We start from the raw sequence: 12,608 nt of genomic DNA on the forward strand, positions 1-12,608 counted from the left end.
GCGGAGATGATAGAATGAAATGTCCTGCCTGTCATTCTAATAATACAAGAGTGCTGGATTCAAGGCCAAGCAATGAAGGAAAATCAATTAGAAGGCGCCGTGAGTGCGACGCCTGCCAATATAGGTTTACGACTTTTGAGACGGTGGAGGAAATGCCTCTCGTTGTCGTAAAAAAGGGTGGAGCACGGGAAGAGTTCAGCCGGGAAAAAATCCTGCGCGGGCTTATTCGGGCATGCGAAAAGCGCCCGGTTGCCCTTGAAACGCTGGAAGCTATTGTAAATGATGTAGAACAGCAGCTTCGAAGTGATGGAAAGTCAGAAATCAAGAGCGAAGATGTCGGCGAACTTGTAATGGAGAGACTGGCCGGAGTCGACGATGTAGCCTATGTGAGGTTTGCCTCCGTTTACCGCCAGTTTAAGGATATTACCGTATTTATTAACGAGTTAAAGGAATTGATTAGTAAAGACGAAAAAAAATAAATGGTTTCAGCAGCCGGGTGCTTTATGCCTGGTCCGTTGGATTTGTAAAGAATTAGGGGGCGTTCTGTAATGGCTTTGTATTGGAAAGAGCTGTTACCGGCAGATAGTTTTACTATTCGGATTAAGCAGGAAAACAAAGAACATTCCAGTAAAGTAATAACTTCGCTGTATCAGCCTTTAATAGGCATTTACGCCGCATCGCTGTACCAGGTTTTAACAAATAGACTGGAAAAAGATAAATACAGCTGTGAAGAAACGTCACATCGGGATTTAATGGCGCAGATGCAGCTTCCGCTTCATCATATTGTGGAAGCAAGAAAAAAATTGGAAGGCATCGGCCTGCTGAAAGTATTGAAAAAAGAAAAAGCGGATACCCCGTGCTTTATCTATGAAATTCAGCCGCCGTTAAGCCCGGAGGAGTTTTTTAGAGATGACGTACTCAGTGTGTTTTTATTCAATCGGCTGGGAAGGGAAAAATACAGGCAGATCAGGGAACGGTTTATACTTCCTGCATTAGAGCCTGCTGCGTATACCGACGTCACCTCTTCGTTTGACCAGGTGTTTACGTCGCTTCATCAATCCGAAATGAAAATGACAGAAGAGATATTCAGCGAAAACAGTGCGATGGATCTGTTGTCGGCTGAAGGCGGTCCGGGAATTGAAATAAAAGCTCAGTCGTTTGATATTGACCTTTTGTATGCGGACATGCCCGCTTTTATTAATAAAGAAAAAATCAAATCCAGTGATAACATACATGCGATAAAGCGTCTTGCCTTTTTATACCGGATGGAGCCCCTGGATATGAGCAAAGAAATTCAGCGCTCTCTAGACCAGAATGAAGAGCTGGATCTGTCTGTTCTTCGGAAAAAAGTGCAGGAATGGTACCGCTACGAATATGGATCGGAGCCGCCTGCTTTAGGATATCGGACGCAGCCGGAAGAACACCGGGAGATGAAAGACCAGGTGCCGGTGACAGGGAAAGAAAAAATGATTAAGTATTTTGAAGAAATTTCGCCTATGGCTCTTCTCGAAAGTGTTTCTGAGGGAGCGAAAGTGCCGGCAGGAGATGTAAAGATCGCGGAATCGCTTCTATTTGAATACAAGCTGCAGCCTGGGGTAGCAAACGTACTTATTGATTATGTACTGCGCATTAATAACATGAAGCTGAATTCAGCGTTTGTGCAGAAAATAGCAGGGCAGTGGACACGTGCAAAGGTGACTACAGTAAAAGAAGCAATGGAACTTGCCAGCAAAGAAAACAAAGCACAGAAGGAACGCAAAGACCAGGCTCCTAAAGAATATGGATCCAGATTCGGGCGGTCCTCTGCGCCGAAGCCTGGTACCGTTCCGAAATGGCTGGAAGAACAAAAAGCAGGTCAGGTGAGCAAAGTGGAACAGACACCGGAAGAAGTATCGAAGTGGGAAGAAGAGAAACAGCTGTTTAAAGAGCGGTTAAAAAAATGGAAAGAGAAATCGGAAAGCTGAGGTGACACTCAATGGATCCCATTAAATCATCCCTCGATAAGTGGATGAATCAAAAAGAATGGCGGAACAGGTACAATACGCTCCGGGATGAGGTGTTAAAAGACCCGCGTATCCTGGAGTTTAAAGCAAAGCACCCGGACCTGACAAACGGTGATTTAGAACGTAACATGATGAAGCTTTTTGAGTATAAACGGGAGCGGGATCACTGTGATGCCTGTCCGGGACTCGATTTGTGCCCTAATATGATGCAGGGCTATCAGCCCGAACTGACCGGGAGCGGCAGGGAATGGAGCGTTGCCTATCATAAATGCTCTTTAAAGCTGCAGCATGATGAAAGAGTAAAGCACCGCCGGCTGATAAAAAGCCTGTATATCCCATCGGAAGTAGTGGAAGCTACGTTTGATGATATTGAACTCGATAACTCCAGCCGATCGGAAGCAGCCAGAAAAGCAATCGAATTTGTAGAAGGTGCAGATCCGGGCGGGAATGCCAAAGGCCTTTATTTTCACGGGAAATTCGGTGTAGGTAAGTCCTTTATTATGGGGGCTGTGGCTAATGCGCTGGCAAAACGGAACATATCGACTATTATTGTCTACGCCCCGGATTTTTTCCGGGAAATGAAAGAAGCTCTTTCCACTGGTACCACTCAGGAAAAAATAGACAGCATCAAAAAAGTGGATGTGCTTATTCTCGATGATATAGGCGCAGAAACAACGTCTGCCTGGATACGGGATGATGTGCTGGGAGTTATTCTGCAGTACCGTATGATGGAAAAGCTGCCGACTCTGTATACGTCCAACTATAATTATAAAGAATTGGAAAATCACCTGGCATATTCCCAGCGCGGCGGTACCGAAGACATGAAGGCAAGCCGCATTATGGAGCGGATTAAACATTTAACGGAAGCTGTCCATGTAGACGGGGATAACAAGCGCAGCAGCTGAACGAATCCTATTGGAAAAACGTTTTCATTTCCGCCTTATTTAAGGAAAATGGACCGTTTTTTGAGTGCGGGTATTGGGAAAATGACTGGAAATTATGATACCATAAAATAGTAATCGAAAATAACAGTGTACAGGATAAATAATGCTGCTGGATACACGCGGTATATCTTGATTAATGATGGAGGTTTTACGATGAGTATAGATTCTATTCTGGACCGCGCCCTGAAAGGGGAGCGCTTAACGATGGAAGATGCTGTCCGCTTATATGAAAGCGATGAAATTGAAAAAATGGGAGCGGCAGCCAACAAGAAGATGCAGGAATGGCATCCGGAGCCTGTAACGACATTTGTAGTAGGACGGAATGTTAACTATACGAACCTCTGCGACACATACTGCAGATTCTGTGCCTTTTACCGCAGGCCGGGATCTTCAGAAGGCTATGTTCTTTCTGATGAAGAAATCTTCCAGAAAGTTAAGGAAACATCAGATGTCAACGGAACAGAAATTTTAATGCAGGGCGGTACAAACCCGGACCTTCCATTCAGCTACTATACAGATTTATTAAGAAACATAAAAAAACGATTTCCGGACATTACGATGCATTCTTTTTCTCCGGCAGAAATTTACAAAATGGTGGAAGTCTCCGGTCTTACGCTTGAAGAGGTTCTCACGGAGCTTCATGAAGCCGGTCTGGATTCCCTTCCCGGCGGCGGTGCAGAAATTTTAACCGAAGAAACAAGGAAGAAAGTCAGCCGTTTGAAGTCCACATGGAAAGAATGGATTGACTGCATGAAGACAGCTAAAAAAGTCGGTATGCACGGAACGGCTACGATGGTAATAGGACTTGGAGAATCCAATGAAGAAAGAGCGCTTCACCTGCAAAGAGTCCGTGACGCACAGGATGAAGCCGACTGCTTTCTTGCCTTTATCTCCTGGACGTTCCAGCCGGATAATACCAACCTGAAGGGCGAAATCATTACGGCGGACGGCTATCTCCGCAATGTTGCCATTTCCAGGCTCTTCCTGGACAACATTCCGAACTTCCAGTCGTCCTGGGTAACGATGGGGCCGGTCACAGGGAAAAAATCCCTTGAATATGGCTGCAACGATTTCGGAAGCACAATGATGGAAGAAAACGTCGTTTCTGCTGCGGGCACGACGCATAAAGTCAATACGAATGAAACGCTCCGTTTAATCCGCGAAGCAGGGAAAATCCCGGCTCAGCGTGATACAAAATACAATGTGCTGCATCGTTTTGACGGAGAGTCCAAAGCTGAAAAAGATTTTGTGATGCAGAATTAAAACACGAAACAGCTGTTGCATTCCGTTGGAAGTGTGACTATAATTATGAACAGTTAAACATGGAGATGCTGAGAAAAGGACATGAAAAGGAGCAGGCCTCTTATACAGAGAAAAAAGCAGATGCTGAGAGCTTTTTAAGGGACATTCTTTTTACCGCCTTGGAGCAGCAGCGGGGAACAATAAGTATCCGCTGACGACCCCCGGACGTTACCCGGACTTGAGCTGGTTCTGCCGATGAGGCAGGACGGGAACAAGGGTGGAACCGCGAGACAAAATCGCCCCTTATCATAAGGGGCGGTTTTTTTGTGTTTCCAGTGACGACAGACAATATAAAAGGAGATGGCATAATGGCAGAGCAGCTTACGTTTATTTTTCCGGATGGAGCAGCAAAAGAATTTCCGTCCGGTACTTCATTTGAGGAGATTGCTTCATCGATCAGCCCGGGCCTGAAAAAACAGGCCCTTGCAGGTAAATTGGAGGGGACACTGATCGACTTAAAAGAGCCGCTTCAGCAGGGCGGAACGATTGAAATTATTACGTACCAGCAGCCGGAGGGGCTGGAAATTCTCCGCCACAGCTCAGCCCACCTTCTGGCCCAGGCTGTCAAGCGCCTGCATCCGGATGCAAAATTCGGTGTTGGTCCTGTTATAGAAAACGGTTTTTATTATGATATGGATTTATCTCACGCTTTAACCCCTGAAGACCTTCCTATTATTGAAAAAGAAATGAAAAAAATCATTGATGAGAACCTTCCGGTTGTTCGTAAAGAAGTAAGCCGGGAAGAAGCAAAAGCCTTGTTTACAGAGCTTGGGGATGATCTGAAGCTCGAGCTCCTGGAAGCGATTCCGGAAGGCGAGACGGTTTCATTGTATGAACAGGGAGAATTCGTTGATTTGTGCAGAGGAATTCATGTGCCGAGCACAAGCAAGCTTAAGAAATTCAAGCTGATGAGTATTTCCGGTGCCTACTGGCGCGGGAACAGCGACAATCAAATGCTGCAGCGGGTCTATGGTACAGCCTTTGTGAAACAGACAGAGCTCGATGAGCATTTGAAAATGCTGGAAGAAGCCAAGGAGCGCGATCACCGTAAGATTGGGAAAGAGCTTGAAATTTTTGCGCTTAATCAAAAAGTAGGCCAGGGGCTGCCGATGTGGCTGCCTAAAGGTTCAACCATCCGTCGTACAATTGAGCGTTATATCGTGGATCTGGAAGAAAAGCTTGGGTACGATCACGTGTATACACCTGTTCTTGGAAGCTCAGAGCTTTATAAAACGTCCGGTCACTGGGATCACTATCAGGATGATATGTTTCCTCCGATGGAAATGGATAACAACGAAACCCTCGTTATCCGCCCAATGAACTGCCCGCACCATATGATGGTGTACAAACAGCAGAAGCACAGCTATCGGAACCTTCCGGTGCGTATTGCAGAACTGGGAACGATGCACCGCTATGAAAAGTCAGGAGCTCTCTCCGGCCTGCAGCGTGTTCGTGCAATGACGCTCAATGACGCTCACATTTTTGCAAGGCCGGACCAGCTGCTCGGTGAATTCAAACGGGTAGTAGAACTGATTCAAAGAGTTTACGACGATTTCGGCATTAATGATTATCATTTCCGTCTGTCCTACCGCGATCCGGAAGATAAAGAAAAGTACGTGGACAATGATGCAATGTGGGAAAAAGCGCAGAGCATGTTAAAAGAAGCTATGGATGATATGCAGGTGGAGTACGTGGAAGCAGAAGGAGAAGCCGCCTTTTACGGACCGAAGCTGGATGTACAGGTAAGAACAGCTCTTGGCAAAGAAGAGACGCTGGCGACCGTACAGCTTGATTTCCATCTGCCGGAACGCTTTGATTTAACGTATGTCGGCGAAGACGGCGAAGATCACCGCCCGGTTGTCATTCACCGTGGTATTGTATCTACGATGGAACGCTTTGTTGCTTTTCTTCTGGAAGAGTATAAAGGAGCACTGCCGGTATGGTTGTCACCGGTTCAGGTGAAAATCATTCCAGTTTCCCTGGATGCCCACATGGAATACGCAGAGCGCGTACAGGAAGAACTCCGCCGTACGGGTGTCCGGGTGGAGCTCGACGTACGGGAGGAAAAGCTGGGGTATAAGATCCGCGAATCCCAAATGAAAAAAATCCCGTACACGCTGGTACTAGGAGATAAAGAACAGGATGCCGACGAAGTGAATATCCGGAGCTACGGCAGTCAGGAAACCCATACTGCCAAAATCGGTGCCTTTATTGCTTCGATCTCTGAGGAGATCACAAAATAATTATTTCAGGACACGTTGACACTGTTTAACCTATATGGTATTCTTTCCTAGTGTCAAAAAACGAAACCAAAGCAAGAAGAAGCACCCGCTTCTCACCTGAACGGCGCCTATCGCAGCTGACAGGTATTATGGTAAAGCAATATAACCATTTATGAGACAGATTTCAGGGTGCATGGTACGTTCATGCACCCTTTTTATATGCTCTTGTCTCATTTGAGTGATCTGTCCCCGAGGTTACAACCGGCAGACAGACATAAAGTTGCGCATAAGTGCTAAGGTTCAAAAAAATTCGGAGGTGGCTCATTATTCGTAAAGACGTTAAGCTTAATGATGGAATTCGTGCACGTGAAGTTCGGTTAATTGATGCAAATGGCGATCAGCTTGGTGTGAAATCTAAGTCTGAAGCACTTGAATTAGCCCAAAAGGCGAATCTTGATTTGGTTTTGGTTGCTCCTAATGCAAAACCTCCTGTATGCCGTATTATGGATCACGGAAAATTCCGTTACGAACAGCAGAAGAAAGACAAAGAAGCACGTAAAAAACAAAAAATTATCAACATTAAAGAAGTCAGGCTGAGCCCGAACATTGAAGAGCATGATTACAATACAAAGCTCCGTAATGCCAGGAAGTTTCTGGAAAAAGGCGATAAAGTCAAAGCAGCTATTCGTTTCCGTGGAAGAATGATCACTCATTCCGACATCGGAAAAAAAGTGCTCGATCGTCTTGCTAAAGACTGCGAAGACGTAAGCACCATTGAAACAAAGCCCAAGATGGAAGGCCGCAGTATGTTCCTCATTTTGGCACCTATATCTGATAAGGATAAACCTGTATCTGATAAGGATAAAAAAGACACAAGCGAAAAAGCGTAAGGCCTATCGTTTTATCACATGCTAAGGAGGAAATAACATGCCTAAAATGAAAACTCACAGAGGAGCTGCAAAGCGCTTCAAGAAAACTGGTTCTGGTAAACTCAAGCGTGGACACGCTTATACAAGCCATATGTTCCGCAACAAATCTGAAAAGCAAAAACGCAGATTGAGCAAACAGGGCTTGGTGCATCCATCAGACCAAAAGCGTATCCAACAGATGCTTCCATAAATACCAAAATGATTAAAAGGAACGATAATAAATAGAAATTAAAGGAGGGATGGACGATGCCAAGAGTAAAAGGCGGATATGTGGCACGTCGTCGTCGTAAAAAGGTTTTAAAACTTGCAAAGGGGTATCATGGTTCCAAACACCGTTTATTTAAAACGGCTCAGGAACAGGTAATGAAATCACTTCAGTATGCATACCGGGATCGCAGACAGCGGAAGCGCGAATTCCGTAAGCTTTGGATTACGCGTATCAACGCAGCTGCCCGTTTAAACGGACTGTCTTACAGCCGTTTAATGTACGGTCTCAAGCAGGCTGACATTCACATGAACCGCAAGATGCTTGCTGATCTTGCAGTAAATGACGAGAAAGCTTTCACGGCACTTGCCGATCAGGCAAAAGCTAAATTAAAATAATTAACAAAAAAGGACGGGCCCATGGGGCGCGTCCTTTTTCTATGAGATTCTTCTCTAAGCTGAATGCAGGATCGGTTCAAACAATTATGGTTCGGATTTATTAATAAATTCCTTAATGGGGCTTTTCCAAACCAGCTCGGCATCCGGGTAGTTGGAATGGATTTCTTTCTCCATAAATTCAAAATCCTTGCGCTGAAGTCCCTGCAGGGCTTCGCGGTCCAGGACCCATATAGAAATGGAGACGACATCAAAGGAAGTAGATGTGGAACCTAAATACTTTTCGCCTTCGAACATAACCCCTTTATACGTAATAAGAAAATTTTTCCGGACATTTTTAATATCATCCAAAAAATAAAAATATTTTTTGCTGTGCGCCATCTCCAGTTTGCGTTTAGGATTCTTAAAATACTGCACAGCTGTATATACAATAATCACTAAAGCGATGAGAAGCAGCAGGCGCAGTAATAGTGCCATCATATAGTGTTTCCTCCCTTGCATTACAGTTTGGGATAATTAATCAGTGATGAAGACATGGCATCTGTTCTTGTCATATTATACGTTTCTTCATTCATTCTTACCAGAATATACGATAGAATAGAAAGAACGTTTCACCTGAAGCCATAATAATGAGAAAGAAGGCGTAAAACATGCAGTCCTTATATTCTATTCAAAGAGAGCTTGATGAAAAAATATTAGCCACACACGGCCTGGAAAGAAGCAGGGAAACCTTTTTACAAAAACTTCTCGCTTTTCAAGTAGAGCTTGGAGAACTTGCCAACGAAACCCGCTGTTTTAAGTTTTGGAGCCTGAAGCCTGCTTCCAGCCGAGATGTGATCCTCGAAGAGTACGTGGACGGCATTCACTTTTTATTATCAATGGGTATTGACCAGCAGTGGGAATGCATCCCTGAAATGGAACAGCTTAAAGATTCTGCGTTGTCCCGGCATTTTCAGGATGTATACGAAGCTTCCGCAGAGTTAAGCCGTCATCTATCTGAAGACGCATTTATGCAGTTGTTTAAAGAGTACCTGCTGCTTGGGGAAAAGCTGGACTTTTCTAAAGACGAAATCGTCCAGGCCTATAAAAAGAAAAACGAAACGAATCATCAAAGACAGCAGAATGGGTATTAATCGGAGAAGACCAAGCACAATAATAGAAATTGTTTGAGTATCGAAACATTTCCTTTTATACTAAGAATGTTGCAGGCACTACATACTGAAGGGGGAACGAATATGGCTGAATTAGAACCAACGCTTCAAATGCTGAAGGATTTAACAGATGCAAAAGGGATTCCCGGAGACGAAAAAGAACCAAGGGATGTAATGAGGCAATACATTGAGCCTTTCGCCGATGAGGTTACCACGGATCATCTCGGCAGCCTGATTGCGAAAAAAACAGGTAAAAAGGGCGGCCCCCGTATAATGATTACAGGGCATCTTGATGAAATCGGCTTTATGATTACAACGATTGATGATAATGGGTTTTTGAAATTTCAAACGGTCGGTGGATGGTGGAGCCAGGTGATGCTCGCCCAGCGTGTGACAGTAATGACCCGCAAAGGCACCATTACAGGTATCATCGGCTCCAAGCCGCCGCATATTCTTCCGCCGGAGCAGCGCAAGAAATCAGTCGAAATCAAAGACATGTTTATTGATATCGGCGCCTCGAGCAGAGAAGAAGCAGAATCATTCGGCGTACGTCCAGGAGATTCCGTCGTTCCGATCTGTGACTTTACAGTGATGAATAATGAGAAGTTATTAATGGCAAAAGCATGGGATAACCGCATAGGATGTGCCATTGCTATTGAAGTATTAAAACGCCTCGAAAAAACCGAGCACCCTAACGAAGTATACGGCGTAGGGGCTGTACAGGAAGAAGTCGGCCTGCGCGGTGCCAAAACGGCCGCAAATAAAGTGAAGCCTGATATCGGCTTCGCAGTTGATGTCGGCATTGCCGGAGATACACCGGGAGTAACAAGCAACGATGCCGTAGCGAAGATTGGAAAAGGCCCGCAGGTGCTGATTTACGACCACTCTATGGTGGCTCATAAAGGTCTTCGTGATTTTGTAACGGATATTGCCGATCAGCATTCGATTCCTTTTCAATTTGACGCAATGAGCGGCGGCGGTACAGATGCCGGATCGATTCATTTATCAGGAGAGGGCGTACCCTCGCTTGCGATAACGGTGCCGACCAGATACATTCACACCCATGCAGCGATTCTTCACCGTGATGATTTTGAACATGCGGTGCAGCTGCTTGTGGAAATCAGCAAAGTGCTGGATGAAGATAAAGTAAAATCAATTGTTTTTGATAATTAATCAGCCAGCTGCAGCCCACAAGGATACCTTGTGGGCTTTTTTGAGCAAATACAAATAAAATATGTAAAAAAGGCTGGATTCAAGGTAAGATAGAGGATGAACAAAAAACGCCGGTACAAAAGGAGATCAGCCTGTTGAAACAAATAGATTCTACAAAAAACACAACCGTAAAATTAATTAAACAGCTGACGAAACGAAAAAAACGCGAAAAAGAACAGCTTTTTGTTATAGAAGGCAGGCACCTTGTAGAGGAAGCGCTCGTTTATGGAAATCTGATTACAGATATTTTTGTCATAGCAGAAGAGCTCCTTCCACCGGAGGAAAAGCGAAAAGCGATTCCCGTTACGCTCGTAACAGAAACCGTTATGAAAGATATGAGCCAGACCGTAACGCCTCCAGGTATTATTGCACTCTGCCAAATGATCCCCGAGGAAGCCATCGAGCCGGAAGACAATCAAATCTATGTGTTAGTCGATAACGTGCAGGATCCCGGCAACCTCGGAACGATGATCCGGACCGCAGATGCGGTGGGGGCAAAGGCTGTTGTTCTCGGTGAAGGCACGGTAGACGTGTACAATGATAAAGTAATCCGTTCCACCCAGGGATCGTTTTTTCATGTGCCTGTTCTGCAGGGAGACCTCGAAGACTGGATAAAACGCTGTCGGGATAAAAGCATCCCTGTATTTGGTACTTCTCTGCAGGGGGGAACGACGCACACCGCGATTGAACCGCAGCCGGGATTTGCGCTGCTTATCGGCAACGAGGGAGCCGGTGTGAATGAAAAGCTGTTGGAAAAAACAGATCAGAATATCTATGTGCCGATCTACGGAAAAGCGGAATCATTAAACGTTTCGGTAGCGACCGGTATTCTTTTATACTACCTGCACAAAGTAAATTAGCAGGACGGTTGCAAACAAAAGCATTATTATCTATACTTTACTGTATTCATATAAAAAGCATTGAAGGAAATAAGTAGTCCGTTGGCTGCCATACAGGGAAAGAATGCCTAGACTGAGAGCATTCTCATGTGCAAATAACGGATGAATTCAGTCCAGAGCCGGAGCCGGAGTAGAGAAATCGAAAAGGTGTCCCGTTTGGCAGCACGTTACGCTGTATAAGTGATTTCTGCCGGCAGCGGCAGGATTAACAAGGGTGGTACCGCGAGCTTTCGTCCCTTTCCGGGAGGAAGGTTTTTTTATTTGTCCAAAACACGCGAAGAGCGATTATATGGCAGGAGGAAATAAAATGATTGAACGATTACAGGCACTTTTGAGCGAGGCACTGGAGGAATTAAACCAGGCCGGAGATAAAAAAGATGTAGAAAAGGTGCGGGTAAAATACTTAGGAAAAAAAGGCCCGATTACAGAAGTGTTAAGAGGAATGGGCAAGCTTTCAGCAGAAGAACGGCCTAAAGTCGGCCAGGCTGCAAACGAAGTGCGGGGTGAAATCCAGGAAAAGCTGGACGAACGAAATAAATCCCTCGAGGCGGAGGAATTAAACAAGCAGCTTGCCGGGGAAACCATTGACGTAACGCTTCCGGGAGATGCAGTGAAACAGGGATCAAGACACCCGCTTACCGCAGTTGTCGAGGAGATCGAGGATATTTTTACAGGTCTTGGTTTCTCTGTTACAGAAGGACCGGAAATTGAAACGGATTACTATAACTTTGAAGCGTTGAATCTCCCGAAAGAGCATCCGGCCCGCGACATGCAGGATTCATTTTTCATCACGGAGGATCTATTGCTGCGTACGCAGACATCCCCGGTACAGGCACGTACAATGGAAAAGCATCAGGGCCAAGGCCCGGTTAAAATCATCTGCCCGGGTAAAGTATACCGCCGGGATGACGATGACGCGACACATTCTCATCAGTTCATGCAGATCGAAGGACTATATGTGGATAAAGATATCCGAATGAGTGACCTGAAAGGAATATTGGAAGCATTTGTGAAGAAATATTTTGGTGAAGAGCGGACGATCCGTCTGCGCCCGAGCTTTTTTCCTTTTACAGAACCTTCTGTAGAAGTCGATGTAACCTGCGGCATCTGCGGAGGAAACGGCTGCCGCATGTGCAAACAGAGCGGCTGGATTGAAGTACTGGGTGCTGGTATGGTGCATCCAAGGGTGCTGGAGATGAGTGGGTTTGATCCCGACGAATACAGCGGTTTTGCTTTTGGAATGGGTGTAGAACGATTTGCCCTCTTAAAGTACGGTATTGATGATATTCGTCATTTCTACACGAATGACATGCGTTTCTTAAACCAATGGAAGCAGATATAAGGAG

General features: G+C 45.3%; 13 protein-coding genes and 1 other annotated feature. Of the genes, 12 read left to right on the forward strand and 1 reads right to left on the reverse strand.

Annotation, left to right across the window (positions count from 1 at the left end):
• Positions 1-14 precede the first annotated feature (14 nt).
• The 8 genes from nrdR (at position 15) to rplT (ending at position 8,003) form a co-directional block, all read left to right on the forward strand.
• On the forward strand, positions 15-479 hold the full coding sequence (nrdR, locus tag AC5W2J_RS08800; protein WP_496059106.1) for a transcriptional regulator NrdR: 465 nt from the start codon (positions 15-17) through the stop codon (positions 477-479).
• 69 nt (positions 480-548) lie between these two features.
• Positions 549-1,964 (forward strand): replication initiation and membrane attachment family protein, encoded by a 1,416-nt coding sequence (locus AC5W2J_RS08805; RefSeq protein ID WP_496059107.1) that lies wholly within the window; start codon positions 549-551, stop codon positions 1,962-1,964.
• Positions 1,965-1,975: 11 nt separating this feature from the next.
• On the forward strand, positions 1,976-2,908 hold the full coding sequence (gene dnaI, locus AC5W2J_RS08810; RefSeq protein WP_496059108.1) for a primosomal protein DnaI: 933 nt from the start codon (positions 1,976-1,978) through the stop codon (positions 2,906-2,908).
• Between the two features lie 192 nt (positions 2,909-3,100).
• Entirely contained in the window at positions 3,101-4,210 is a 1,110-nt protein-coding gene (gene mqnC / locus AC5W2J_RS08815; RefSeq protein ID WP_496059109.1) for a cyclic dehypoxanthinyl futalosine synthase, read from the forward strand.
• A 347-nt stretch (positions 4,211-4,557) separates the two neighbouring features.
• The gene (gene thrS / locus AC5W2J_RS08820) at positions 4,558-6,492 is read left to right on the forward strand and encodes a threonine--tRNA ligase (protein WP_496059110.1); all 1,935 of its coding nucleotides are present in this window, start codon (positions 4,558-4,560) and stop codon (positions 6,490-6,492) included.
• Positions 6,493-6,559: 67 nt separating this feature from the next.
• Positions 6,560-6,695: a sequence feature (ribosomal protein L20 leader region), on the forward strand.
• Positions 6,696-6,761: 66 nt separating this feature from the next.
• A complete protein-coding gene (gene infC, locus AC5W2J_RS08825; protein ID WP_496059111.1) occupies positions 6,762-7,361 on the forward strand; it encodes a translation initiation factor IF-3 in 600 nt (199 codons plus the stop codon).
• A gap of 37 nt (positions 7,362-7,398) precedes the next feature.
• Positions 7,399-7,590 carry a 50S ribosomal protein L35 gene (rpmI, locus tag AC5W2J_RS08830; protein ID WP_252315662.1) on the forward strand — a complete coding sequence of 64 codons (192 nt, stop codon included), beginning with the start codon at positions 7,399-7,401 and terminating at the stop codon, positions 7,588-7,590.
• Positions 7,591-7,646: 56 nt separating this feature from the next.
• A complete protein-coding gene (gene rplT / locus AC5W2J_RS08835; protein WP_496059112.1) occupies positions 7,647-8,003 on the forward strand; it encodes a 50S ribosomal protein L20 in 357 nt (118 codons plus the stop codon).
• 84 nt (positions 8,004-8,087) lie between these two features.
• On the opposite strand, the gene AC5W2J_RS08840 is transcribed toward rplT, so the two are convergent.
• Positions 8,088-8,480: a sigma-w pathway protein ysdB gene (locus AC5W2J_RS08840; protein WP_496059113.1), complete on the reverse strand. Its 393-nt coding sequence runs from the start codon at positions 8,478-8,480 to the stop codon at positions 8,088-8,090.
• 170 nt (positions 8,481-8,650) lie between these two features.
• On the opposite strand from AC5W2J_RS08840, the gene AC5W2J_RS08845 reads away from it, so the two are divergent.
• The 4 genes from AC5W2J_RS08845 to pheS all read left to right on the forward strand — a co-directional run bounded on the left by AC5W2J_RS08845 (position 8,651) and on the right by pheS (position 12,604).
• Entirely contained in the window at positions 8,651-9,133 is a 483-nt protein-coding gene (locus AC5W2J_RS08845; protein WP_496059114.1) for a dUTP diphosphatase, read from the forward strand.
• 102 nt (positions 9,134-9,235) lie between these two features.
• Entirely contained in the window at positions 9,236-10,324 is a 1,089-nt protein-coding gene (locus AC5W2J_RS08850) for a M42 family metallopeptidase (RefSeq protein WP_496059115.1), read from the forward strand.
• Positions 10,325-10,458: 134 nt separating this feature from the next.
• Positions 10,459-11,223, forward strand: coding sequence for a TrmH family RNA methyltransferase (locus AC5W2J_RS08855; protein ID WP_496059116.1), 765 nt, complete (start codon positions 10,459-10,461; stop codon positions 11,221-11,223).
• A 346-nt stretch (positions 11,224-11,569) separates the two neighbouring features.
• Positions 11,570-12,604: a phenylalanine--tRNA ligase subunit alpha gene (pheS, locus tag AC5W2J_RS08860; protein ID WP_496059117.1), complete on the forward strand. Its 1,035-nt coding sequence runs from the start codon at positions 11,570-11,572 to the stop codon at positions 12,602-12,604.
• The last annotated feature ends 4 nt before the right edge of the window (positions 12,605-12,608 follow it).

The organism is Sinobaca sp. SA16-1 (genome assembly GCF_059510515.1).

Excerpts from the sequence above, each read along its gene's own strand:
- nrdR (WP_496059106.1), top strand. The coding sequence starts at position 15 with ATGAAATGTCCTGCCTGTCATTCTAATAATACAAGAGTGCTGGATTCA.
- AC5W2J_RS08805 (WP_496059107.1), top strand. The coding sequence starts at position 549 with ATGGCTTTGTATTGGAAAGAGCTGTTACCGGCAGATAGTTTTACTATT.
- dnaI (WP_496059108.1), top strand. The coding sequence starts at position 1,976 with ATGGATCCCATTAAATCATCCCTCGATAAGTGGATGAATCAAAAAGAA.
- mqnC (WP_496059109.1), top strand. The coding sequence starts at position 3,101 with ATGAGTATAGATTCTATTCTGGACCGCGCCCTGAAAGGGGAGCGCTTA.
- thrS (WP_496059110.1), top strand. The coding sequence starts at position 4,558 with ATGGCAGAGCAGCTTACGTTTATTTTTCCGGATGGAGCAGCAAAAGAA.
- rpmI (WP_252315662.1), top strand. The coding sequence starts at position 7,399 with ATGCCTAAAATGAAAACTCACAGAGGAGCTGCAAAGCGCTTCAAGAAA.
- rplT (WP_496059112.1), top strand. The coding sequence starts at position 7,647 with ATGCCAAGAGTAAAAGGCGGATATGTGGCACGTCGTCGTCGTAAAAAG.
- AC5W2J_RS08840 (WP_496059113.1), bottom strand. The coding sequence starts at position 8,480 with ATGATGGCACTATTACTGCGCCTGCTGCTTCTCATCGCTTTAGTGATT.
- AC5W2J_RS08845 (WP_496059114.1), top strand. The coding sequence starts at position 8,651 with ATGCAGTCCTTATATTCTATTCAAAGAGAGCTTGATGAAAAAATATTA.
- AC5W2J_RS08850 (WP_496059115.1), top strand. The coding sequence starts at position 9,236 with ATGGCTGAATTAGAACCAACGCTTCAAATGCTGAAGGATTTAACAGAT.
- pheS (WP_496059117.1), top strand. The coding sequence starts at position 11,570 with ATGATTGAACGATTACAGGCACTTTTGAGCGAGGCACTGGAGGAATTA.